The 24,033-nt window shown below is 60.7% G+C and carries 24 protein-coding genes; 17 read left to right on the top strand and 7 right to left on the bottom strand.

Going from position 1 to position 24,033, the window contains the following annotated elements:
* Window positions 1–9 precede the first annotated feature (9 nt).
* Window positions 10–1,071, top strand: coding sequence for a histidinol-phosphate transaminase (gene hisC, locus ELH03_RS21060; RefSeq protein ID WP_128400664.1), 1,062 nt, complete (start codon window positions 10–12; stop codon window positions 1,069–1,071).
* Between the two features lie 12 nt (window positions 1,072–1,083).
* Here the strand turns inward: hisC and ELH03_RS21055 are convergent, their stop codons facing one another.
* Window positions 1,084–1,998 (bottom strand): polyprenyl synthetase family protein, encoded by a 915-nt coding sequence (locus ELH03_RS21055; RefSeq protein WP_128400665.1) that lies wholly within the window; start codon window positions 1,996–1,998, stop codon window positions 1,084–1,086.
* Between the two features lie 135 nt (window positions 1,999–2,133).
* On the opposite strand from ELH03_RS21055, the gene mtgA reads away from it, so the two are divergent.
* From mtgA to ELH03_RS21030, 5 genes are all read left to right on the top strand, one after another.
* The gene (mtgA, locus tag ELH03_RS21050) at window positions 2,134–2,871 is read left to right on the top strand and encodes a monofunctional biosynthetic peptidoglycan transglycosylase (protein ID WP_128400666.1); all 738 of its coding nucleotides are present in this window, start codon (window positions 2,134–2,136) and stop codon (window positions 2,869–2,871) included.
* A gap of 211 nt (window positions 2,872–3,082) precedes the next feature.
* Complete coding sequence (locus ELH03_RS21045) at window positions 3,083–3,805, top strand: DUF1868 domain-containing protein (RefSeq protein WP_128400667.1); 723 nt, start codon at window positions 3,083–3,085, stop codon at window positions 3,803–3,805.
* Window positions 3,806–3,818: 13 nt separating this feature from the next.
* The gene (locus ELH03_RS21040; RefSeq protein ID WP_128400668.1) at window positions 3,819–4,466 is read left to right on the top strand and encodes a glutathione S-transferase family protein; all 648 of its coding nucleotides are present in this window, start codon (window positions 3,819–3,821) and stop codon (window positions 4,464–4,466) included.
* A gap of 155 nt (window positions 4,467–4,621) precedes the next feature.
* Window positions 4,622–4,807, top strand: coding sequence for a 50S ribosomal protein L32 (gene rpmF / locus ELH03_RS21035; RefSeq protein WP_003543812.1), 186 nt, complete (start codon window positions 4,622–4,624; stop codon window positions 4,805–4,807).
* Window positions 4,808–5,058: 251 nt separating this feature from the next.
* Window positions 5,059–5,466, top strand: a complete 408-nt coding sequence (locus ELH03_RS21030; protein WP_003543801.1) for a hypothetical protein — start codon at window positions 5,059–5,061, stop codon at window positions 5,464–5,466.
* Here the strand turns inward: ELH03_RS21030 and phaR are convergent.
* Window positions 5,461–6,033: a polyhydroxyalkanoate synthesis repressor PhaR gene (gene phaR / locus ELH03_RS21025; protein ID WP_003543798.1), complete on the bottom strand. Its 573-nt coding sequence runs from the start codon at window positions 6,031–6,033 to the stop codon at window positions 5,461–5,463. The genes ELH03_RS21030 and phaR overlap by 6 nt on opposite strands.
* Window positions 6,034–6,272: 239 nt before the next feature.
* On the opposite strand from phaR, the gene ELH03_RS21020 reads away from it, so the two are divergent.
* Together ELH03_RS21020 and ELH03_RS21015 are read left to right on the top strand one after the other, a co-directional pair.
* Window positions 6,273–7,454 carry an acetyl-CoA C-acetyltransferase gene (locus tag ELH03_RS21020; protein ID WP_130766606.1) on the top strand — a complete coding sequence of 394 codons (1,182 nt, stop codon included), beginning with the start codon at window positions 6,273–6,275 and terminating at the stop codon, window positions 7,452–7,454.
* Between the two features lie 71 nt (window positions 7,455–7,525).
* Window positions 7,526–8,251, top strand: a complete 726-nt coding sequence (locus ELH03_RS21015; protein ID WP_105007700.1) for a beta-ketoacyl-ACP reductase — start codon at window positions 7,526–7,528, stop codon at window positions 8,249–8,251.
* Between the two features lie 77 nt (window positions 8,252–8,328).
* Here the strand turns inward: ELH03_RS21015 and ELH03_RS37495 are convergent, their stop codons facing one another.
* From ELH03_RS37495 to ELH03_RS21005, 3 genes are all read right to left on the bottom strand, one after another.
* Window positions 8,329–8,502: a hypothetical protein gene (locus ELH03_RS37495; protein ID WP_164902029.1), complete on the bottom strand. Its 174-nt coding sequence runs from the start codon at window positions 8,500–8,502 to the stop codon at window positions 8,329–8,331.
* A gap of 194 nt (window positions 8,503–8,696) precedes the next feature.
* On the bottom strand, window positions 8,697–8,954 hold the full coding sequence (locus ELH03_RS21010) for a YMGG-like glycine zipper-containing protein (protein WP_018244057.1): 258 nt from the start codon (window positions 8,952–8,954) through the stop codon (window positions 8,697–8,699).
* 27 nt (window positions 8,955–8,981) lie between these two features.
* Entirely contained in the window at window positions 8,982–9,137 is a 156-nt protein-coding gene (locus ELH03_RS21005; protein WP_071414346.1) for a DUF3309 family protein, read from the bottom strand.
* Between the two features lie 865 nt (window positions 9,138–10,002).
* On the opposite strand from ELH03_RS21005, the gene ELH03_RS21000 reads away from it, so the two are divergent.
* The 5 genes from ELH03_RS21000 (at window position 10,003) to ELH03_RS20980 (ending at window position 16,421) form a co-directional block, all read left to right on the top strand.
* Complete coding sequence (locus tag ELH03_RS21000) at window positions 10,003–13,275, top strand: helicase-related protein (protein WP_128410288.1); 3,273 nt, start codon at window positions 10,003–10,005, stop codon at window positions 13,273–13,275.
* Between the two features lie 2 nt (window positions 13,276–13,277).
* Window positions 13,278–13,682 carry an RNA-binding S4 domain-containing protein gene (locus ELH03_RS20995; RefSeq protein ID WP_128402099.1) on the top strand — a complete coding sequence of 135 codons (405 nt, stop codon included), beginning with the start codon at window positions 13,278–13,280 and terminating at the stop codon, window positions 13,680–13,682.
* A gap of 194 nt (window positions 13,683–13,876) precedes the next feature.
* Complete coding sequence (fdxA, locus tag ELH03_RS20990; RefSeq protein ID WP_012759433.1) at window positions 13,877–14,215, top strand: ferredoxin FdxA; 339 nt, start codon at window positions 13,877–13,879, stop codon at window positions 14,213–14,215.
* 393 nt (window positions 14,216–14,608) lie between these two features.
* Window positions 14,609–15,181: a CarD family transcriptional regulator gene (locus ELH03_RS20985; protein WP_003543775.1), complete on the top strand. Its 573-nt coding sequence runs from the start codon at window positions 14,609–14,611 to the stop codon at window positions 15,179–15,181.
* A gap of 376 nt (window positions 15,182–15,557) precedes the next feature.
* Window positions 15,558–16,421: an RNA polymerase factor sigma-32 gene (locus ELH03_RS20980; RefSeq protein WP_018244054.1), complete on the top strand. Its 864-nt coding sequence runs from the start codon at window positions 15,558–15,560 to the stop codon at window positions 16,419–16,421.
* Between the two features lie 152 nt (window positions 16,422–16,573).
* Here ELH03_RS20980 and ELH03_RS20975 read toward each other — a convergent pair whose 3' ends face one another.
* Together ELH03_RS20975 and ELH03_RS20970 are read right to left on the bottom strand one after the other, a co-directional pair.
* A complete protein-coding gene (locus ELH03_RS20975) occupies window positions 16,574–18,118 on the bottom strand; it encodes a M48 family metalloprotease (RefSeq protein WP_128402100.1) in 1,545 nt (514 codons plus the stop codon).
* 387 nt (window positions 18,119–18,505) lie between these two features.
* Window positions 18,506–20,044 carry an MDR family MFS transporter gene (locus tag ELH03_RS20970; RefSeq protein ID WP_128402101.1) on the bottom strand — a complete coding sequence of 513 codons (1,539 nt, stop codon included), beginning with the start codon at window positions 20,042–20,044 and terminating at the stop codon, window positions 18,506–18,508.
* A 116-nt stretch (window positions 20,045–20,160) separates the two neighbouring features.
* Here ELH03_RS20970 and ELH03_RS20965 point away from each other — a divergent pair, with 116 nt between their 5' ends.
* From ELH03_RS20965 to ELH03_RS20950, 4 genes are all read left to right on the top strand, one after another.
* Window positions 20,161–20,688, top strand: coding sequence for a MarR family winged helix-turn-helix transcriptional regulator (locus ELH03_RS20965; RefSeq protein WP_128402102.1), 528 nt, complete (start codon window positions 20,161–20,163; stop codon window positions 20,686–20,688).
* Window positions 20,689–20,790: 102 nt separating this feature from the next.
* Window positions 20,791–21,447 (top strand): thiamine diphosphokinase, encoded by a 657-nt coding sequence (locus ELH03_RS20960; protein WP_197727772.1) that lies wholly within the window; start codon window positions 20,791–20,793, stop codon window positions 21,445–21,447.
* A gap of 3 nt (window positions 21,448–21,450) precedes the next feature.
* Window positions 21,451–23,268, top strand: coding sequence for an ABC-F family ATP-binding cassette domain-containing protein (locus ELH03_RS20955; RefSeq protein WP_128402104.1), 1,818 nt, complete (start codon window positions 21,451–21,453; stop codon window positions 23,266–23,268).
* A gap of 120 nt (window positions 23,269–23,388) precedes the next feature.
* Complete coding sequence (locus tag ELH03_RS20950) at window positions 23,389–24,018, top strand: hypothetical protein (RefSeq protein ID WP_128402105.1); 630 nt, start codon at window positions 23,389–23,391, stop codon at window positions 24,016–24,018.
* Window positions 24,019–24,033 lie beyond the last annotated feature (15 nt).

Here is a 24,033-nt window from a genome sequence, read left to right as displayed (position 1 = left end):
CAAGTTCGGATGAACCAGTATTGGTCGCCAATCGTCAGCAAGCTTCAGCCCTATGTCGCGGGCGAGCAGCCCCGTATCGCGAACATGGTCAAGCTCAATACCAACGAAAGCCCTTACGGGCCGTCTCCGAAGGCGCTTGAGGCGATCAGGGAAGCGGCGGACGATCGTCTGCGGCTCTATCCAGATCCCTCTGCCACGGAATTGCGCGAGACGATCGCGGCCCGTTTCGGCCTGACGGCGGAAGAAGTATTCGTCGGCAACGGTTCCGACGAGGTTCTGGCGCATACATTCCAAGCGCTGCTGAACCATGAGAAGCCGCTTCTCTATCCCGATGTGACCTATGCCTTCTATTCGACCTATAGCCTGCTATACGGCGTCGGGGCGATCGAGGTGCCGGTTGACGACAGGTTCCAGGTCCGGCTGGCGGATTACGACAGGCCATGCGGCGCAATCATCATCCCCAATCCGAATGCGCCGACCGGGATCGGCCTGCCGCTTGCCGGCATCAAGGCACTTCTTGCCGCTCATCCGGATGCAGTCGTCGTCATAGACGAGGCCTATATCGATTTCGGCGGTGAAAGCGCCATCCCGCTGATATCCACGCATCCCAATCTGCTGGTCATTCAGACCCTGTCGAAATCCCGTTCGCTTGCAGGTCTGCGCATCGGTTTCGCGCTGGGCCAGCGGCCGCTGATCGAGGCGCTGGAGCGGGTCAAGGACAGTTTCAATTCCTATCCGCTCGATCGTCTGGCGCAGCTTGCCGCGACGGCGGCGATCAAGGACGAGGCTTGGTTCGAGACATGCCGGAGGAAAATCATCGCCAGCCGGGAAAGCCTCGTCTCCAAACTCGAAACGTTGGATTTCCAGGTGTTGCCGTCGCAGGCGAATTTCGTTTTCGCAAGGCACGAAAGCCGTTCCGGGGCAGCGCTTCAAGCCGCCCTGCGGGAGCGCGGCATTCTCGTCCGGCATTTCGCCAAGCCGCGTATCTCGGACTTCCTGCGCATCAGCATCGGCACGGATGAGGAGTGTGCGCGTCTGATTTCCGCCCTCGAGGAGATATTAGCCGCCTGACCAGGAAAGGCTCTAGTTCTTCCGGTCGGCGATGAAATGCGCCGCAGCGGTGAGGATCGAGGCGCGAGGGCCGTAGGGGGCAAGCAGCGCCTCGGCATCGCGGACATGCTCACGGAGCTGGGCTTCGGCCCATTCCATGCCGCGAAGGGCCACAAGCGTTCCCTTGCCGCGGGCCGCATCCTTGCCGGTTGCCTTGCCCATGGTCGCGGTGTCCGAGGTCAGGTCGAGAATGTCATCGGCCAGCTGGAAGGCAAGACCGATCTTTTCGCCGAAGGCGCGCAGGCGGCGGCGATCTTCCGGCGGGCTTGCCGAGATGACGGCGCCGGCTTCACAGGCGAAGCGGATCAGCGCGCCTGTTTTCATCGCCTGCAGGCGGATGATGCCGGCCTCGTCGGGGGCCTGCTTTTCTGCCGCGAGGTCGAGCGCCTGGCCGCCGGCCATGCCGCCGAGACCGGCTGCGCGGGCAAGGGCCAGCACCAGCGAAGCCTTGCTGGTATCGGGAAGGGTGGTTTCCGGCGCGGCGATGATGTCGAAGGCGTAGGTCAGCAGGCTGTCGCCTGCGAGGATCGCCGTCGCCTCGTCGAACTTTATGTGTACCGTCGGTTTGCCGCGGCGCAGGTCGTCATCGTCCATGGCCGGCAGGTCGTCATGCACGAGGGAATAGCAGTGGACGCATTCGAGTGCGGCGCCGACACGAAGCGCTGCCTCTGGATCGCCGCCGAGAAGGGCTGCACTTTCGACGACGAGAAACGGGCGCAGCCGCTTGCCGCCGTTCAGCACGGCATAATGCATGGCATCGCGCAGCGTCTCGGGCCTGGCGATTTCATCGGAAAGGGTGCTCGGCGAAAGCAATAGGTCGAGCAGCGCCTCGATCTCGTGGGCGTTGTTCTTCAGCCTCGTCTCGAAAGTGTCCCGGTTCGCGTCCATGGGCGCTGTTTGGCATGAGCGCCCACGGGCTTGCAACGGAATTGTCGATGGCGGCAGCAAGATTCGCCACCCACTCTGGCATAAGCTCTGCACAGGCGTTATGAGAACCACAGGAGCGAAATCGGACTGGGGACATTGGATATAGCGCCAGAGAGAGAGGACAGCGTCGACATGCCGGCTCGTCGGCGATGGTTCGAAGACCGGCGTGTGTTGAAACGCATTGTTCTTGCCGTGCTGATCATGCTGATCCTTCCCTATGCACTGATCTTTTTCTATCTGCTGCCCTTCATTCACCCCGTCTCGACGCTGATGCTGCGCGATCTCGTGCTGCTGCGTGGTTACGACAGGCAATGGGTGTCGCTTGATGACATCGCCCCGGTTGTGGTGCAGTCGGTGATGATGTCAGAGGACGGGCAATATTGCTTTCACGGCGGCGTCGACTGGGCGGAAATGCGCATGCTGGTCGAGGATACGCTGAAGGGTCAGGCGACACGCGGCGGCAGTACCATCCCGATGCAGACGGCGAAGAACCTCTTCCTCTGGAACAGCCGCTCCTTCGTGCGCAAGGCGCTGGAACTTCCGCTCGCGGTGACCACGGATTTCGTCCTGTCGAAACGGCGACTGATGGAAATCTATCTCAATATTGCCGAATGGGGTCCCGGCATCTACGGCATCGAGGCGGCGGCCCAGCATCATTTCAAGGTGCCGGCCTCGAAGCTGACGCGGCGCCAGGCATCGCTGCTTGCCGTTTCGCTGCCAAACCCGATCGACCGCAATGCCGGCAAGCCCGGACGAGGCCTTCGCCGGCTCGCCGGCGTCATCGAGAGACGCGCGCAAGGTTCGGGCGATTACATCAAGTGCATCTATGATTGACATCAGAACTTGTCGTTAGAACAGGATGATTTTAGGCCGGGGTCGGCCTGAAATCTGAATCCTGTTCTACATTATATAGTTAGAGCATGATGTCGTCCGAAAACCGCTCACACTTTTCGGCATCATGCTCTAGAAGCGGCAAGCGTCATCTGACATTCTTGGTTCTGCCATATGGGCGAATGCAGTCTAACCAGCCCTCCCCGAGTCGCCCATGACCATCACGACGTTTTCGCCCGAACTTCTCTCCTATTCGAAGGCACACAATCCGAACCCGCCTGCCCATCTCGGCAGTCGCTATCGCAAGGTCGGCGGCTTTCTGCCGGAAGCGGGCAACACCATCGTCTGCCATCTCGAGAAGGGCTCGCAGACGCTGACGGCGCTGATCGAGGCGCGTGAGAAATATCTGGCGATGCCCGAGGCCCCGCAGTTCCTCTTCACGCCGATATCAAGCATTCACATGACGCTTTTCGAAGGTGTCATCGAGACCAGGCGCCGGCAGGATTGCTGGCCGGGCGACCTCCCTCTCGATATGCCGATCGACGACATGACCGCGCTGATGGCGGCCAGGCTCGAAGGTTTCTCGATATTCGATCCCTTCAAGGTCGCCATCGTCGACGCTCGCCCGTCGGGCCTGCTCGTCGACGGGGCGACGGAGAACGACCGCAGGGTCATGCGCGCCTGGCGCGATGCGCTGGCCGATCTTCTGGGCTATCGCCAGCCGAGCCATGAGGATTACAAGTTCCACATGACCTTCGCCTATGCGATCGAACGGCTGGAGGACGAAGCCTTGCCGCGCTGGCAGGTGATGCTCGATGACGTGGCCGACGATATCCGCCGCAAGGCCCCTGTTCTCGAGCTGACCGCGCCGGCATTCTGCGTGTTCGAGGACATGAACCATTTCCACGAATTGCTGATTTTCGATTTCGAAGCCTGAACGGGAGAGGCCCATGGACAAACCGACGCTGTACATTGCCAACAAGAACTACTCTTCATGGTCGTTCCGGCCCTGGATGGCACTGACGGGCACCGGTGTCGATTTCGAGGAAGTCCTGATCCCCTTCGACTATCCTGGCGGCAATCCCGATATCAAGGCGATTTCGCCGACCGGGAGAGTGCCGCTTCTGCAGCACGGCGCATTGAAGATCTGGGAATCGCTGGCGATCATCGAATATGTCGCCGAGCTTTATCCGGACGCCGGCCTTCTGCCGAGGGGTCGGGCCGAGCGTGCGCTCGCCCGTTCGGTTTCGATGGAAATGCTCTCGAGCTTCCGGGCGCTCCGCAGCGCCTGCCCGATGAATATCCGCCGGCCGAAGGGCAAGATCGCGTTGCCGGATGGTGTCGACGCCGATATCAGCCGTATCGAGACGATCTGGCGCGACCTCCTGCAGCAATCCGGCGGACCGTTTCTGTTTGGCGCGTTCAGCGGGGCGGATGCGATGTTTGCGCCTGTCGTCAACCGGTTCGACATTTATGATCTCGTCAGCCGAAACGATACGCTGGCCTACATGGAGACCATGAAGGCGCATCCGGCTTGGCGGAAATGGGAAGAGGCGGCCCGCGCCGAGCCTTGGATCGTGGCGGAAGACGAAGTCTGAGCCTGGAATCATCGGCGTCGCAAAAAATACGCATGGGGACTGGTCAAGGTCACCCCTTGCATGTATAAGCGCGCCAAATTCCGAAATCGCGACATGTCCGTTTCGGCCGCCAGTCTGGCCGTGGGAATGTTTTGCCCGCAAGTGGAGTAAGAGAAATGGCTGTACCGAAGAGAAAAACAAGCCCGTCCAAGCGCGGTATGCGCCGTTCGGCAGACGCACTGAAGGCTCCGACCTACGTCGAAGACAAGAACTCCGGCGAACTGCGCCGCCCGCATCATATCGACCTGAAGACCGGTATGTATCGCGGCCGCCAGGTTCTGACGCCGAAGGAAAGCGCATAATTTATCGATCCGGCTTGTCCGATCGAAGTTTCAAGGCCGGCGTCACGCCGGCCTTTTGCATTTCGACGATATAATATTTGCAATGACTTGCCGTCAGGCAACGGTTTGCGGCAGTATTCTTCTTGCACGCTACAGCGCCGCGCGTCTTTTCAGACGCGCAAAGGACGCTGTAGTACTTTGAATCTACGCATCATGCCTTCCGAAAATTGCATCCGATTTTCGGAAAAGCATGATGCGCTGGGAGATTGCCGATGATAGCCGCCATGCCCCTGATGATTATTCCGTTTATTCTCTACAATCTGGCGATGCTGGGCCTGATGGGCGACGGCGGTATTCCGGCACTGCAGCATGATATCATCGTGTTGTCGATGATCTCGGGCGCGATCTGGAGCATGGCGCTCGGCGATCTTTTCATCGTCATCGCACTTGTCGTGCTGTTCTTCGAAATCCTCAAAGCGACCAGAACCGGTCCCGGCAATCTCGTCAACCACATGTTGTCGATGCTGGTCTTCATCGCCTTCCTGGTCGAGTTTTTGCTCGTCCGGGATGCTGCGACGCAGGTATTCTTCATTTTGATGACGATCGCTCTGATCGATGTCATCGGCGGTTTTGCCGTGTCGATCCGAAGCGCCGGGCGGGATGTCTCGATCGGACTATAGGTTGTCGAGCTTGTTCTGAAGGGCGCGGAGCTGTTCCTTCAGCTCGTCGATATCCTTGGCCTCGGCCTTGCGGCTTTCCTTGGCAGGCGGCGTCATGAAGGGCGAGAACATCTGCATCGCCTGCTGAAACAGCTCGGTGTTGCGGCGAACATGGTCCTCGACCATCTGCATCGGCAACTGCAGGTTCTTGCCGAGCGGTGTTTCGCCGAAAGCGCGGGTCACCTGCTCGCGCATCTGGGCCTGCTGTTCGGTGAAGGAGCGCATCGAATGTTCGAGAAAGCTCGGCACGACCATCTGCATCTGATCGCCGTAATAGGTGATGAGCTGGCGCAGGAAGGAGATCGGGAGCAGCGTATTTCCGGTCTTCGATTCCTGTTCGAAGATGATCTGGGTCAGCACCGAATGGGTGATGTCATCTCCGCTTTTTGCATCCTGTACGGTAAATTCTTCACCCTTCTTCACCATCTCCGCCAGGTCTTCCAGTGTCACGTAGGTGCTGGTGCCCGTGTTGTATAGGCGGCGATTGGCGTATTTCTTGATAACGATCTGACCCTCATGCTTCGCCATATCAGTCTCCTGAACCCCCGTCTGATTTATGGATATTCCTCCAGTTGAGACTGTAAACGCAAAAGAAGGCTGGTGACAATCTCTTTGTGCGATGCGGCAAACCTTTCACAGAGCAGACGAATCAGGCTTTCGCGGGCTGCTGCCGAAAAATGACGGCAGCCGGTCTTCGCGTTTGACTTGTGCTCCAAGCTTTGCCAGTTTCCACTTATGTAAGTGAGACGAAAACGAGGAGCGTCCCCATGAGCAATCCATCCATCGTCATCGCCAGCGCAGGGCGAACAGCAGTCGGCGCCTTCAACGGCGCTTTCGCGACGGTTCTCGCGCATGAGCTCGGGGCGGCCGTCGTCAAGGGCGCGCTCGAGCGCGCCGGCGTCGATGCCGGCGAGGTGGACGAGGTGATCCTCGGCCAGGTGCTTTCCGCCGGCGAGGGCCAGAACCCGGCCCGCCAGGCGGCGATGAAGGCCGGCATTCCGAAGGAAGCGACGGCCTGGGGCGTCAATCAGCTTTGCGGCTCGGGCCTGCGCGCGGTTGCGCTCGGCATGCAGCAGATCGCCACCGGCGACGCCAAGATCATCGTTGCCGGCGGCCAAGAATCCATGTCGATGGCCCCGCATGCCGCGCATCTGCGCGGCGGCGTCAAGATGGGCGACATGAAGATGATCGACACGATGATCAAGGACGGTTTGACCGACGCTTTCCACGGCTACCACATGGGCATCACCGCCGAGAATGTTGCGCGCCAGTGGCAGCTTTCGCGCGACGACCAGGATCAATTCGCCGTCAGTTCGCAGAACAAGGCGGAGGCAGCGCAGAAGGCCGGTCGCTTTGTCGACGAGATCATCCCCTACGTCATCAAGACACGTAAGGGCGACGTTACGGTCGATGCTGACGAATATATCCGTCACGGCGCCACGCTGGAGGCGATGGGGAAATTGCGCCCGGCCTTCGACAAGGACGGCACGGTCACGGCCGCGAATGCGTCCGGCCTCAACGACGGTGCCGCTGTGGCGGTGCTGATGAGCGAAGCGGAGGCAGTCCGGCGCGGCATCCAGCCGCTCGCTCGCATCGTTTCCTGGGCAACGGCGGGTGTCGATCCGCAGATCATGGGCACCGGACCGATCCCGGCTTCGCGCAAGGCGCTCGAGAAGGCCGGCTGGTCGGTGAACGATCTTGATCTCGTCGAAGCCAACGAGGCTTTCGCGGCGCAAGCCTGCGCCGTCACCAAGGATCTTGGATGGGATCCGTCGATCGTCAACGTCAACGGCGGGGCGATCGCGATCGGCCATCCGATCGGCGCCTCCGGCGCGCGCGTTCTCAACACGCTGCTGTTCGAAATGACGCGCCGCGGCGCCAAGAAGGGTCTTGCCACGCTTTGCATCGGGGGCGGCATGGGTGTGGCCATGTGCTTTGAAGCGCTTTAAATAGCATGCAATCCATGATTGATTGAAAATCTCGCCACGCGGCGGGGCAAAAAACAAAAGGGGAGCGGAGCATGAGCAGAGTGGCTGTGGTCACCGGGGGTACACGCGGCATCGGCGCGGCAATATCCATGGCACTGAAAAACGCCGGATACAGGGTCGCGGCCAGCTATGCCGGCAACGACGAGAAGGCCAAGGCCTTCCATGATGTCACCGGCGTTCCAGTGTTCAAATGGGATGTTTCGGATTACCTCGCCTGCGGCGAGGGAATTGCCAGGATCGAAAACGAGATCGGGCCTGTCGAAATCCTCGTCAACAATGCCGGCATTACCCGCGACGCGATGTTCCACAAGATGACGCAGCAGCAGTGGCACGAGGTGATCAATACCAACCTCACCGGCCTGTTCAACATGACGCATCAGGTCTGGACCGGTATGCGCGACCGCAACTTCGGCCGTATCGTCAATATTTCGTCGATCAACGGGCAGAAGGGCCAGATGGGCCAGGTGAATTATTCGGCGGCCAAGGCGGGCGATCTCGGCTTCACCAAGGCGCTGGCCCAGGAAGGGGCGAACAAGAACATCACCGTCAATGCCATTTGCCCCGGTTATATCGGAACGGAAATGGTGCTTGCCGTGCCGGAGAAGGTGCTGAATGAACGCATCATTCCGCAGATCCCCGTCGGCCGTCTCGGCGAACCGGAAGAGATCGCGCGCTGCGTCACCTTCCTCGTCTCCGACGATGCCGGCTTCATCACCGGTTCGACGCTGACGGCCAATGGGGGACAGTACTTCGCCTAGGCCACAATACGGATTATACGCAGATTCAAAGCGAGGCGCGTCTGGCAGGACGCGCCTCGCTTATTTTATTTGTTGGATCAGGAGCGGTGGTCGGCGTTCGGGATGTCGCTGTGTCCGAACCTGGACCGTCCGATCTTGGCGGGCACTTTGCGCAGCGAGCGATCTTTGCTGCTGAGGGCCGATATCGCGGTCGTCAGGAAAGCCGAGGCTATGAGAATGGCGACGAGGGAATTAAGCAAAATCTGGGTCATTGGAGGTGTTCCTTTCAGCTGCGCCGGGCGGCTCTGCCTGCTCGTTGCGCTCGTGAAGGAAATATGGGCCTGCCCGTTGGGGCGGCGGTAGATTTGACTTTGACAACCGAGTGTCAACGTCTCGTTGACGGATGGGACCGGCAAAGAAAACGGGCGCCGAAGCGCCCGTTGGGAGTCCGATATGCTTTTGCCGATTAGCGGCAACGAGCCTCGTAGCGGCGGCCGTAGCGGTCGCGATAGACGCAGTAGCCGCGGCGTTCGACCGAATGGCCGATGAGGGCACCGGTCAAACCGCCGGCAACGGCGCCGACGGCTGCGCCGCCCCAGCTGTTGGTGACGACACCGCCGATCACCGCACCGGTGCCGGCGCCGATCGCCGTACCTTGCTCGGTCGCTGTGCAGGATGCCAAAGCGCCGACGAGCGCACCAATAAGAACAATCTTCTTCATCATGTCGTAACTCCCCAGGTTAGTAGGCCTTTAGACGCGGCCCATGAGTACAAGGATAATGATAATGACGAGAACTAGCCCCAAACCGCCAGAAGGTCCATAGCCCCAGCCACGGCTGTAACCCCAATTCGGCAGGGCTCCGATCAGAAGCAGAATAAGGATAATAAGAAGTATCGTGCCGAGCATGGTGTGTTCCCTTCATTTCATCTGCAATTCGAATGGACCAGAAACACTTATTGGCGATTTTTGTTCCCGGCTAAGCTCTCGAAATGTGACGAAACCTTGTTTGCGGTTTTCTGAGGAGCATGGCCGCTTTCACAAACGGTCGGCAGCATCGGTCGAATTCGACCATTCCGGGAAATCACCCGTATGGTTAAAAACCCTTTTAAATACAATATGTTGCGGTGAACAAAGCGGGAAAATCGTGATGTCGCCGATTCGTCAGCGATTCGTTCCCTCTTTGATCAGCGCCTGCGCTCGGCACCCGTATCGGCTGCCGCAGTTTAACGCGATCTGAATCCGGCTCCCGAAAGATTAATGCCGGCGCGACGAGGTGGAACGAAGGCCCCTGCCGCCGATCCGCATCTAGCGCCCGGACCCGAAGCCGCTACCAGATGTGGCCGTGAACGAAAGGCGAAAACGGCGGAGTCATCGATTCGTGTCCGATTCGTTCCGGCTTTGGTCGAGAGGTTAATTTCGGGCGGATTTTCGCCTGTTCAAGATCGGGTGGGAATCGGTCACTCACGATGGCGAAAATACGAACAAGAGAGAGTCTCATGATTCAGCATCTAGTGGGAAAAAGTGATTCAAAATCAATACTTAGCCGTGAACAAAAGCTGAATCAGCTGGAGTCACCGATTCGTCGCTGATTCGTTCTCACGCTGTTCCGAATCGGAAATTCGGGCGTTCCACGGGACTCGCAAAGGTCGTAATCTCCGAGGCATTTTGAAATCTGCCCTTGCGTTTGCGGCGGCAGCTGTCCATGTGTTCTCTGGCTTCCATCGAGGAGCCGAGATTTTCCTGGGGCCACCCGCCTCATTTGCATGGACTCATGACTCTGACTTCGCAGCCGATGATTCTGAGTGGGCGCGGTGTGACCGCGGTGCTCGGGCCGACCAATACCGGCAAGACCCATTATGCCATCGAGCGCATGGTCGCGCACGGGACGGGCGTGATTGGCCTGCCGCTCCGGCTGCTGGCGCGCGAGGTCTATACGCGGGTGGTGGAGAAGGTCGGCGCGCAGAATGTGGCGCTGGTCACCGGCGAGGAAAAGATTTCGCCGCCCAATGCGCGTTTTTCCGTCTGCACCGTCGAAGCGATGCCGCGCGAGACCAAGGCCGCCTTCGTCGCGATTGACGAGGTGCAGCTCGCCGGCGATCTCGAGCGCGGCCATATCTTTACCGACCGCATCCTGCATCTTCGCGGTCGCGAGGAAACGCTGCTGCTCGGTGCTGCGACGATGCGGCCGATCCTGCTGCAGCTCCTGCCCGGCATCAATATCGTCGAGCGGCCGCGGCTTTCGCATCTTTTCTATGCCGGGCAGAAGAAGATCACCCGGCTGCCGCAGCGTTCGGCCATCGTCGCCTTCTCCGCCGACGAGGTCTATGCCATCGCCGAGCTCATCCGCCGGCAGCGCGGCGGCGCGGCGGTCGTGCTTGGCGCGCTCAGCCCGCGTACCCGCAATGCGCAGGTGGCGCTCTATCAGGCAGGCGACGTCGAATATCTGGTGGCGACCGATGCGATCGGCATGGGCCTCAACCTCGATGTCGATCACGTTGCCTTTGCCCAGGACCGGAAGTTCGACGGTTACCAGTTCCGCAATCTCAATCCAGGCGAACTCGGCCAGGTCGCCGGGCGCGCCGGGCGGCACGTGCGAGACGGGACCTTCGGCGTCACCGGACAGGTCTCGCCCTTCGACGATGAGCTGGTGCAGCGCATCGAGGGGCACGAGTTCGACAACGTCAAGGTTTTGCAGTGGCGGACGACGGAGATGGACTTCTCCTCAATCGCATCGCTGCGTGCCAGCCTTGAGGTGGGACCGCGCGTACCGGGGCTGACGCGGGCGCTGCCTGCGGTCGACCAGCAGGCGTTGGAACAGCTTTCGCGCTATCCCGAGGTCATCGATCTCGCCGACAGGCCGGCGCGCGTCGAAAAACTCTGGGAGGCTTGCGCGCTTCCCGACTATCGGCGTATCACCCCAGCACAACATGCCGATCTTATCGCGACCCTCTTTTCCGATCTCGTCCGCTATGGCACGGTGAATGAGCAGTTTCTTGCGGAGCAGGTTCATCGCTCCGATCGAACAGATGGGGAAATTGACACGCTTTCGGCGCGAATCGCGCAGATAAGGACCTGGACCTACGTTTCGAATCGGCCCGGTTGGCTTGCCGATCCGACACACTGGCAGGAAAAGACGCGGGAAATCGAAGATCGATTGTCCGACGCGTTACATGAAAGGTTGACGAAACGCTTTGTTGATCGCAGGACATCTGTGCTCATGAAGCGCCTGAGAGAGAATGCGATGCTGGAAGCTGAAATCAGTGTGAATGGCGATGTCTTCGTTGAAGGACATCATGTAGGGCAGTTGAGCGGATTCCGTTTCACGCCGGTGGCGGGAACGGACGGACCGGATGCCAAGGCGGTTCAGGCTGCGTCGCAGAAGGCGCTCGGGCTCGAGTTCGAAGCCCGCGCGGCCCGGATGCATGCCGCCGGCAACAGCGATTTGGTGATCGGTTCGGATGGTTTGATCCGTTGGCTGGGCGACCCGGTGGCGCGGCTTTCGGGCAGCGATCACATCATGCGTCCGCGCGTGATCCTGCTGGCCGACGAACAACTGACGGGCAATGCCCGTGATCACGTCGCCGCCCGCATCGAGCGCTTCGTCAATCATCATATCAGCACGGTGCTGAAGCCGCTCGATGATCTGTCGCGCGCCGAGGACCTGCAGGGCCTCGCCAAGGGGCTTGCCTTCCAGCTCGTCGAGAATCTCGGAGTGCTCTTCCGTCGCGACGTGACCGAGGAGGTGAAGTCGCTGGACCAGGAGGCCCGTGCCTCCATGCGCCGCTACGGCGTGCGTTTCGGCGCCTATCATATCTTCGTTCCGGCGCTTCTGAAGCCGGCCCCGGCCGAGCTCATCACGCTGCTCTGGGCGCTGAAGAATGACGGTCTCGACAAGGCGGGCTATGGCGATCTCATTCCGGTGCTTGCCGCCGGCCGCACCTCCGTCGTCACCGATCCGAGCTTCGAGCGGATGTTCTACAAGCTCGCCGGCTTCCGTTTCCTCGGCAAGCGTGCTGTGCGCATCGACATTCTGGAACGGCTTGCCGATATCATCCGGCCGCTGCTGCAATGGAAGCCCGGTCAAAACAACCGTCCGGAGGGCGCCTATGACGGCCGCCGCTTTACGACGACGACGGCGATGCTGTCGATCCTCGGTGCGACGCTCGAGGACATGGAAGAAATCCTCAAGGGTCTCGGCTATCGCGCCGATGCCGTGAAGGCGGAAGAGGCATCAGTACATCTTGCGACGCAGGATGCGGCCTCAGTGCCTGCTGCCACTGCGGAAACGCCTGCGGAAGAGACAGCCGAAAAGGCTGACCACGACGATGCCGACGGTGCGGCGGAAGAGATTGCTGCCGAAGCGCCTGCAACCGAGGCGGCTCCGGCGGTTGCTGACGCGCCCGTAGCCGAAGCGGTCCAAACCCCCGTTCCGGTCGAAGCGATCGAGACATCGGCTCCGGTGGAAGCGTCTGGTGAAGCGGTGTCCGCTCCCGAGGAAGCAGCACCTGCTGCTGGGGAAGCAGTATCTGCTCCCGAGGAAGCCGGCGAGCCGGTGGAACCGAAGCCGGTTCTTCTGTGGCGTCTCGGCGGCCGCAACGACAATCAGCGCCAGGCGCGCGGCGGGCATGGCGAACGCCGTGGCGGCCAGGGCGAGCAGCGCGGTCAGAACCAGGAACGTGGCGATCGCAATCGCCGGCCCGGTGGTGGTGAAGGTGGCGAGGGCAATCGCGGTGGCGACGGCCGTGACAACAACAATCGCCAGAACCGCGGCAAGGACGGTGCTGGTCGCGATGGCGGCCGGCCGCAGCAGGCAAGGGGCGATCGCAACAACCAACCACGGGGCGACCAGCAGCGCGGCGACCGGCAGGACCGTGGCGATCGCAAGGATCGCGGTGACCGCAACGATCGTAACGACCGCAACAACAATCGCGGCGGCTCGCAGCCGCTGCGCTTCGAGGCCAAGCCGCCGCGCAAGGAGAAGCCGATCGATCCGGATTCGCCTTTCGCCAAGCTCGCAGCCCTCAAGGAGCAGATGAAGAAGTAGTCATGAGCGGGGAGACGCAGCCGACAAGCGGTTCGCGCCAGCGCATCGACAAGTGGCTGTTCTTCGCGCGCATGGCGAAGTCACGCTCGGTGGCGCAGAGCCATATCCAATCAGGCCATGTGCGCATCAATGGCGAGCGCTGCAGCCATCCGAGCCAGATGATCAAGCCGGGCGACCTTATCGAGCTGACGCTGGAACGGCGCGATGTCGTTCTCGTCGTGCGCCTTGCCGGTGAGCGGCGGGGGCCTTACGAGCAGGCGCGCCTGCTTTACGACGATCAATCCCCGCCGCCCGATGAGGCAAAACGTCTCACGCCCTACGAGCAGGCAATCCGGGCGACCGGCACCGGCCGTCCGACCAAAAAGGAAAGACGTGCAATCGACAGGCTGATGTCGGACGAGGATTAGAAAACTCTGTCTGCGGCGGCGGCTTTTGCAGATCGTTTATCCTTGAAATCCGGCGATAAAGCCGATACGTCACTGACAACCTGCCGGAAGCGTGCTTGCCTCCCAAGCCTGCTCACGCTTTTCCTCCGGCACGGGGATAGGCGCGACGTTCCAGGTTGCCCGGCCCCATCCGCATGGAAATCCTGGAGTTCTTCATGACCTATGTCGTGACCGACAATTGCATCAAGTGCAAATACACCGATTGCGTGGAAGTCTGCCCTGTCGACTGCTTCTATGAGGGCGAGAATTTCCTCGTCATCCATCCTGACGAATGCATCGATTGCGGTGTCTGCGAACCGGAATGTCCCGCCGAAGCGATCAAGCCCGATACCGAGCCTGGCCTCGACAAATGGCTGAAGATCAACACCGAATATGCGACGATCTGGCCGAATATTACGGTCAAGAAGGAGCCGTTGCCTGAGGCCAAGGACATGGATGGCGAGACCGGAAAATTCGAGAAGTATTTCTCCGAGAAGCCTGGTTCTGGCGATTGAGACAGCGCCTAAATTCGGTCGCCGGATTCGGGCGACCGCGGGGCGAAACGTTTTAAAAGCTGCGTAAGGCATATGGGTGACATGTGTTGCCCGCATGACTCAAGCGAAGCAAATTATTGATTTCCTCATATTTTTATGATAGGTTTCGGTTACTGTTCCATTTGTGGCATGACGCATGCCCAAAACCATCACGAAAGCAAAACCAATCCGTACGCGGTTTCCGTGACATATCAACGCTTTGAGCGCCGGGTCCCAAGATCGCGCGCAAGAAGTCTTTGCTTTTGCCCGATGGGACCAGAGTGAAGTCACCCGACGGATACTACCGTCTCACCCGGGCCTGACTGACCCGGCTCCGGCCGCCGCCGGAAGCGTAACAGGGAGTTTTTGAATAGAATGACGACTCAGCAGAAAAAGCCTTCTACAGCACGTCACGGCTTCAAGACCGGTGAATCGATCGTCTACCCCGCTCATGGCGTCGGTACCATCACCGCTATCGAAGAGCAAGAAGTTGCCGGCATGAAGCTCGAACTTTTCGTTATCGATTTCGAGAAGGACAAGATGCGTCTGAAGGTTCCGGTTGCGAAGGCCATGAGCATCGGTATGCGCAAGCTTTCGGAAACGGATTTCGTCGAGCGTGCATTGAAGGTCGTGCAGGGCAAGGCGCGTGTCAAGCGCACCATGTGGTCCCGCCGCGCCCAGGAATATGATGCCAAGATCAATTCCGGCGACCTGATTTCCATCGCTGAAGTCGTGCGCGATCTCTATCGCGCCGAGAACCAGCCCGAGCAGTCCTATTCCGAGCGCCAGCTCTATGAGGCTGCGCTCGACCGCATGGCGCGCGAAATCGCCGCTGTCAACAAAATGTCGGAAACCGAAGCCGTCCGTCTCGTCGAGACCAATCTCAACAAGGGTCCGAAGCGCGGCAAGGCGATTGAAGAAGATGATTCGCAGGACGAAGCCGCATAAAGCGACCCTGTTTTTCTGTCAAAAAACCCGGCCTTCGTGCCGGGTTTTTTTATTGGAACCTTTTCCCGACTGCCGCGTTATCACACGTAATTGCGGACTGCTCGTCGGGCAATGGCCTCAACGAGCGAACTGCTATTCCGTCAATGTTCGATGAGGAGCGGATCATGCCTTTTCTATATTGCCCATCCGGCAAGGTGAAGAAACAGGTCCAGCCCAGCCGTCTTACCGGCACATGATGAGAAATAGGGCCTCCCCCTGAAAAGTCCAGGGGAGAGGCTTTTATGCATTCGGAACCCATTCAATCCGGACAGCGATGTTCCGGAATATGAGTTTTATTGTTCATTTCAGGGCGAGAGGCCTGCTTCGGGAGATCGAAATGAAGAACATGTCTGCAGATCGGCGCATGATCAAAATCGCGATGGCCGCCCCCTATCTCGCCCGTCAGGAAGAGCACGATCTTGCCACCCGTTGGAAGGACCACGACGACCGCGGTGCGCGCAACCAGATCGCCATGGCCCATATGCGCCTCGTCATATCCATGGCCGGCAAGTTCCGCAATTTCGGCCTGCCGATGAGCGATCTCGTGCAGGAGGGGTATGTCGGCCTGCTGGAGGCCGCCGCCCGCTTCGAGCCGGAACGCGACGTGCGCTTTTCGACCTATGCAAGCTGGTGGATCCGGGCTTCGATCCAGGATTATATCCTGCGCAACTGGTCGATCGTGCGTGGTGGCACGAGTTCAGCGCAAAAAGCGCTGTTCTTCAATCTGCGTCGTCTGCGCGCCAAGCTTGCCAAGGGTGACACACAGCTGACGCTGCAATCCATTCATCAGGAAATCGCCGCGGCCCTCGGCGTCAGCCTCGCCGATGTGCAGACGATGGATGCCAGGCTTTCCGGCAACGACGCTTCGCTGCAGGCGCCTTCGGTTTCTGGCGATGCCGAGAGCGCGGAGAAGATGGACTTCCTCGTCAGCGACGATCCCCTGCCGGACGAGCAGGTTTCCAACATGATCGACGGCGAGCGCCGCCGCGTCTGGCTCGCCTCGGCGCTGAAACATCTCAACGAACGCGAGATGAAGATCATTAGCGCCCGGCGTCTGGCGGAAGACGGTGCGACACTTGAAGAACTCGGTGCCGATCTCGGCATTTCCAAGGAACGTGTGCGTCAGATCGAAAGCCGGGCGATGGAAAAACTCCGCAGCGCCCTCGTCAGCGCCGATCCGCATATGGCGGCCTACGCCTGAACCTAAAGCGCGTCGCGATCTTTCAGATTCGCCGGTCGCGCTTTAGGTGTTTGTTTTACGCATGTCGTTATCGCAAAACCGCTGCACAGTTTTGCGCGACATGCTTGTCCCCTCCAGCAGCACAGACTGGCCCGGCGTAAGCCGGGCCTTTTTTATTCGGCGATGATTTTGACGCGATCGCCTGTTGAAACGGCTGCACCCGTGGGCAGGGCGTTGATGAGCTTGAAGAGATCGAGCTTGCGGTCTGTGCCCATCATGCGGGCGGCGAGCGTCGAGATGTTCTCACCCGGCCGGACGGTGACGACGCGGATGCGCAGCGGCTTCAGCGAGGCCGCCTCTGCCGGCGTCATGCGCCGGAAACTCGCGCGTAGCACATTGGCCGTTGGCTCAAGGGCGTCGCTGCCTTTCGGCACGGCGGTGAGGAAACGGAAGATCTGCGAATTGTTGCGGATCACGGTGACGTCGAAATCCCAACGGTCGGCGCTGGCGCGCGCGGTGGCTGCTTCCATGCCGTTGATGGTGATCGGTTGGATGGTCGACGGGTCGAGGCCGGTTACCCAGCCGCTGGAGATATAGTTGGTGAGACTCTGGTTCTGATTGTCGGCGACGCCGTCGAAGCGGACGGCGATGTCGTTCGGGCCGGTGGCCATCACCGCCTCGACCTTGTTGTCGATGTGGAAATCCGGCGGCACGTCGAAGCGGATGCCGAGGCCGCCATGCAGGAAGGTCTGGCCGCGCACATAGCCTTCTTCCGGGCTGTCGCCGTAGAGCAGTCCGTCTATGCCGTCGAGATAATAATCGCGGCCCTTGTCGCCGACCGAGCCTTCCTGGCCGAAGGCGCGGGCGTGGGTGCGGGCAAGCTCTATTCGCTGTGCCGAATTCGGATGGCTCGACAGGAAGTCGAGGCTCTGGTCGGCTTCGGGATCAACCGACATGAAGCGACTGTAAGCCGCCATGGAATCGAGGAAACGGGCAGCGGCATAGGGGTCATAGCCAGCTTCGCCGAGCATGCGCACGCCGATGACATCGGCCTGCAGCTCCTGCTGGCGGGAGAAGGCGGCGAGCCGCAGCTTGCCGCGGGCAAGTGCCTGCTTGCCGGCGATGTCGCTGGAAAGAACTTCGGCGACCACGCGGCTGGCAATGACCTCAGCCTCTTCGCGCTTCTGCCGCTCGATGCCGTGGTTTGCCGTCACATGGCCCATTTCGTGCGACAGCACGGCGGCAACTTCCGAGGCGTCGTTGGCGAGGGCGAGCAGGCCGCGGGTGACGTAGAGATAACCGCCCGGCAGCGCAAAGGCGTTGATCGCCGGCGAATTCAGGATGGTGATGCGGTAGGACTGGCTCGGATTTTCCGACACCGCCGTGAGTGCGCCTGCGATGCGGGCGACGAGGCGCTCGGTTTTGGCGTCCTTGTATTCGCCGCCGTAGCTTGCCACGATGCGCGGATGCTCACGGGCGCCCATCGCCGCGCGCGGGTCGTTCTTCTGCACCTCGTCGACGATCTGTGGATTGGAAGAAGGCGAAACACTCGGCTGATAGGATTGGTCGATCAGCGATTGGCAGCCATTCAGCGTCATTGCGACGGCCGAAAGCAACATCAGGCGACGCGCGAAGCGCCGCGGCGCGGATATGGCATCACTGGAAAGCGCGGGCGAATTCCACGTCGTCAAGCTGTCCAGTCTGTTTCTCCGCATCATGTCGCTGTTTTGCCGGTTTGCCGCAGATTCGGACCGACCATGGCAAAGGGAATTCAACAGGTGCGCACCCCTGATCTCGCGCTGCACAATCGGCCGATACAAGTCTTTGCTGTAGCTGATTTACGCATCGGTTGCATAGCGAGACTCTGCTTAAATGTGGCGCCGTTGCATTTTGGCAAGCCTCAGGCATTAAGGCTTCCCTTCGCTCGGATGAAATTATGGCGAAAGTTCCGTCACAAAGCGGAGATTCGTCGATGGCGCAGAAAAAGAACGGGCCGATTGAAATAACCAGCTCGATAGCGACAGCCATGCGTGAAAATTGCAATCAGAAATATGTTCTTGGTAAGAGGACGCCCCTTGGTAAAGCATTTCTGCGGGGCGATTCGACTATTCGGCAGCCTCCGCCGTCGCCGGTTGCGGCCTCGTTGTTTCGCCGGCGCGGGGCAGTTGCACAGGCTTCAGCATGATGGCGGCCGCAAGGCCGATCAGCGCAATGGCGCAGGAGGTCATGAAGAGCGGCGAGAAGGCGGCGGCATAGGTATCGGCGACGGCCTGGCGGCTTGCTTCGGGAAGGGCGGCCATCATTTTTGGCGTCAGCTGCTCGATATCAGCGACGCCGGGAATGGAGACACCGACCTTGCCGAGCTCAGAGGCGATGATGGCGCCGTAGATTGAGATAGCGATCGAGGCGCCGCCCATGCGCGACAGCGTCACCGAGCCGGTGGCGGCGCCGACGTCGCGGGCCGGTGCTGCATTCTGTACGCCGATGACGGGAACCTGCTGGGCAAGGCCGATGCCGATGCCGTGCAGCATCATGATCGCGCCGATGAAGACGATTGGCGTTCCGGCGTGGATCTGCGACATCAGGGCAAAGGCGGTGGCGCTACAGGTGAGGCTTGCGATGGCGAAGGGCTTGTAGCGCCCGGTCTTCGAGATGATCCGGCCTGCTGTCAGCGATCCGCAGACGAGGCCGCCGGTCAGGAGGATGAAGAGCAGGCCGGCGGCCGACGGCGAAAGGCCGGTCGTGGTCTGCAGGAAGAGGGCGAGATAATTGACCATGCCGATGGCGATGGCGCCGCCCATGATCGAGATCACCAGGAGCAGGCTGAAGGTCGAATTGCGAAACAGCTGCAGGGGAACGATCGGTTCCGGCGCGCGGCGCTCGACGAACACCCAGGTGACGGCGCAGATGACGCCGAAGGCGACGATGCCGATGCTCTGCGGCGAGATCAATGCGCCGAACAGTTCGCTGCTGTCGGTGGCAAGCACGATGCTTGTCGTCGTCATGGCAAGAAGGAGCGCGCCGGCATAATCGATCTTGGGGCGGCGATGCGGTTTGCGGTACGGCAGCATGAAGGCAAGGCCGGTGAGCACGATGAAGCCGATCGGCACGTTGACGAGGAAGATCGAGCGCCAGCCGAAGAGATCGCTCATCGTGCCGCCGAGCACAGGGCCGATCGCGCCGGATGCCATCAGCACGAGGCTGGAATAGCTTTGGTAGCGAGCCCGCTCGCGCGGCTCGAACAGATCGGCGTTGACGGCGAAGATCGACACCATAATGCCGCCGCCGCCAAGGCCCTGCAGGACGCGGGCGGCGATCAGCGTATTCATCGAGACCGCAAGGCCGCAGACCGCCGAGCCGACGGTGAAGATCATGATCGCCGTCATCATCACGTATTTGCGGCCGAACAAATCGCCGAGCTTGCCGTAGAGCGGCATGACGGCGCTCAGCGACAGGAGATAAGCCGAGCCGATCCAGCCGAAGCGCTCGAGATGGCCGAATTCGCCGACGATCGTCGGCAGAGCCGTGGAGACGATCTGATTATCAAGCGTCGCCATGAACATGGCGGTCATCAGGAAAAAGAAGAGGATAAGCCGGCGACGAGGATCCGTCACGAGCGGCGCAGGCGCGAGTTGCATGTCCATGGGAGGCATCGTTCCGGGTTGAAGTGCTTTTATGTGCCAACAGCATATAGTTGTCAATGGCACATTAATGACATCGGCATATTCAAATTTCGTATCGGCTCTGTTATGGTCCTGCGATGAGCGAAGTCCTGACCAAGACCCTTTCTTTGGAGCCGGCCGAGCCGGATCGTGAAAACGTACCACGTATCGGCCGGAGCATGGCGCGCATGCGGCTGATGACCGGGCGGCGGCTGATCGGCCGGCTGGCGATCCAGAGTGCTGCACCAGGCCTTGAGCTTTCGCATCTCGACGTGCTCGATGCCGTGCGGAGGGCGCAGCCTGCCGGCGAGGTCACGGTCGGCATGATCGCGGAGATGCTGCGCATCGATCCGTCACGGGCAAGCCGGGTGGTCGCCGACATGGTCGGGCGCAATGTATTGCGCCGCGAGGCCTCGCAGGCCGATGCGCGGCGGATCGTCGTCGTCATGACCGAGGTCGGCCAGGACCTGCTTGCCGAGATCGTCGCGCAGAAGCTTGCGATCATTTCCGAGATCGTTTCCGACTGGCCGCAGGAAGATGTCGAGCGCTTCGCAGCGCTTTTCGAGCGCTTCATCGGCGGCTACGAGGCGGTCTTCCTGTCGCGCGACAAGGATACGCCGGGCTAGCCGGCAGTTCAAAATGATCGGGCGTCCTGTTGGTGTTGGATGCGCGGCGCTTTCAGGCAAGCGGCGCCCCTTCCCCTCGACCCCCCGTTTGCGCTAAGGGCAATGCCCATGAGCCAATCCACCTTCACCATTCTCCTTGGCGGCGAACTCAGCCTGACGGAGCGCCTGCGCCATGCCATCGCCGACAGCCGCTTCATTGCGGCCGATGGCGGCATGCGGCATGCGGCAGCACTCGGTATTACGCCGGAGCTCTGGGTCGGTGATTTCGATTCGACGCCGGCCGATCTCGCGGATGCATTTCCCAATGTGCCGAAACAGCCGTATCCGGCAGCGAAGGCGGCGACGGACGGCGAAATCGCAGTGGCGGAAGCAATCGCGCGGGGCGCACGACGGCTCATCCTCGCTGGCGCGCTCGGCGGTGAACGCTCCGACCACGCGCTTCAGCACCTGCTGTCGGCCGTCAGCCTGGCGGAAGAGGGTTTCGACCTGCTGCTGACCTCGGGCAAGGAAGAGGCAGTGCCGCTGGTTGCCGGTACGATCGAACTGGACCTTCCCAAGGGCAGCCTGTTTTCCGTGCCCGGATTCAGCGAGCTGATAGGACTTTCCATCGAGAATGCGCGTTATCCGCTGGCGGATTTCCATCTGCCTTTCGGCTCGTCGCGCACCATTTCCAATGTTGCGGAAGGCACCGTTCGCTTTTCGCTCCGCAGCGGCCGGGCAATCGTGCTCGCCCGGCCCTACGATCTTTCCGGAGTCTGATTTTTGGCCCCTCCCATTCTAAAACTCGACGATATCTTCCTGAGCTTCGGCGGCGCACCGCTTCTGGCGGGTGCTAGCCTGCAGATCGAGGCCGGTGACAAAATCTGTCTCGTCGGGCGTAACGGCTCGGGAAAGTCGACGCTGCTGAAGATTGCCGCCGGCCTGGTCGAGGCACAGTCCGGCGAGATCTTCCGCCATCCGTCTTCGACGGTGCGTTATCTCGAACAGGCGCCGGATTTTGCCGGCTTCAACACGGTGCAGGCCTATGCCGAGGCCGGCCTCGGGCCGGGCGACGACCCCTATCGTGTCACCTATCTGCTGTCGCATCTCGGGCTGACCGGCGATGAAGACCCCAGAATGCTGTCCGGTGGCGAATCGCGGCGCGCTGCCCTTGCCCGGGTTATGGCGCCGGAGCCGGACATTCTTCTGCTCGACGAACCGACCAACCATCTCGACCTGCCGACGATCGAATGGCTGGAAAGCGAGCTGCAAAAGACGCGCAGCGCCTTGGTGCTGATCTCGCACGACCGGCGTTTCCTCGAAAAGGTCTCGACAGCAACCGTCTGGCTCGACCGCGGCACCTCACGCCGGCTCGACCGCGGCTTTGCGCATTTCGAAGCCTGGCGCGACCAGGTGCTGGAGGCCGAGGAACTGGAGCAGCACAAGCTCGGCAAGTCGATCGAGCGCGAGGAGCACTGGCTGCGCTATGGCGTCACGGCGCGGCGCAAGCGCAACATGCGCCGTCTCGGCGAGTTGCAGACGATGCGCTCGAACTATCGCGGCCATAAGGGACCGCAGGGCACGGTGCAGGCGACGGTTTCGGACGCGCAGGAATCCGGCAAGCTGGTGATCGAGGCCGACAAGATCACCAAGAGCTTCGGCGAGCGGGCAATCGTCACGCCGTTTTCGATCCGCGTGCATCGCGGCGACTGCATTGGTCTCGTCGGACCGAACGGCGCGGGCAAGACGACGCTGCTGAAGATGCTGACCGGGCAGCTTTCGCCTGATAGCGGCACGGTGAAGCTCGGCACCAATCTGGAGATCGCGACGCTCGACCAGAAGCGCGAGGATCTCGACCCCGAGGATACGCTTGCCAATTATCTGACGGACGGGCGCGGCGAAAACCTGCTCGTCAACGGCGAGCAGCGCCATGTCACCGGCTACATGAAGGAATTTCTGTTCCAGCCGGAACAGGCGCGTACGCCGATCAGAAACCTCTCCGGCGGCGAACGCGCCCGGCTGATGCTGGCGCGCATCCTTTCGCGCCCGACGAATCTTTTGATCCTCGACGAGCCGACCAACGATCTCGATATCGAAACGCTCGATCTCCTGCAGGAGATTGTCGCAGGCTTTCCCGGCACCGTTATTCTCGTCAGCCACGACCGCGATTTCCTCGACCGCACTGTGACCTCGACGATCGCACCCGCCGTGCCGGATGCACCTGATGGTCGCTGGATTGAATATGCCGGCGGCTACTCGGACATGCTTGCGCAGCGCAAGGGCGCGCTCGAGGAGCGCAGAAAAGCCGAGAAGGCGGCGGAGAAGCCGAAGACGCAGGAGGCAACAGCTTCAGGCAGCTCGAAGAGCAAGCTCTCCTTCAAGCAGAAATTCGCATTGGAAAACCTGCCGAAGGAAATGGCGAAGGCCGAAGCCGAAATCGCCAAGCGCGAACAGGTGATGGCAGATCCCAATCTTTTCACGCGCGATCCTGCAGCCTTCAACCGGCTTGCCAGCGAGATGGAAAAACTGCGCGCCAGCCTGACTGACATGGAAGAGGAGTGGCTGGAGCTCGAAATGCTGCGGGAAGAGCTGGAAGGCTGAGATTTTCTCGAGGCTGAAGGCTCACTTTTCCTTGATTCGTCAGTGTGTCGTCCTCCGGCATAAGGTGCCGTCCGGCAGCCGGGGATATTGCCGATCGCAATGGCGACAAGGAAAAGTCATATGTCTCGCAAGCCCTATTCCGGAATTTTCACGGCGTTTGTCGCCGGCAGCCTCGTGACGCTTGCCCTATCGCAAGCCGCGCAGGCGCAGGATGCTCAGCGCATTCGTGTTCGTGGCGCAATCGAAAGCCTCAGCGGCGATACGCTCGTCGTCAAGACGCGCGAGGGCAGCGATGCGACGATCGTGCTGAAATCCGGCTGGAAGGTCGGCGGCATCAAGAAAGCCTCGGTCGAGGATATCAAGCCCGGCGATTTCGTCGGCGTCGCTTCACTTCCAAAGGGCACGGGCCCGGACGGGGCGATCGAGGTGCTGATCTTTCCGGCGTCGATGAAGGGAACCGGTGAGGGCAACCGTCCCTGGGATGCGCAGCCGAACAGCCAGATGACCAACGCGACCGTCAGCAACGCCGTCAAATCCGTCGAGGGTCACACGATCACGCTGACCTATCAGGGCAAGGAAAAGACCATCGCGATTGCCGATGGCACGCCGATCGTGACGTTGGCGCCTGCGACCAAGGATGATCTGAAGCCCGGCGCCGGCGTCGTCGTCACCGGCGAGAAGGCGGCGGACGGCAGCATCTCGGCCAGCCAGATCGCCGTCGGCCTCGACGGCATTACGCCGCCGATGTGACCAGCGGCTCAAATC

Origin of the sequence: Rhizobium beringeri (genome assembly GCF_004306515.1) — a bacterium.
Taxonomy (GTDB): domain Bacteria; phylum Pseudomonadota; class Alphaproteobacteria; order Rhizobiales; family Rhizobiaceae; genus Rhizobium; species Rhizobium beringeri.
This window is presented reverse-complemented; position numbering and strand designations above follow the sequence as displayed.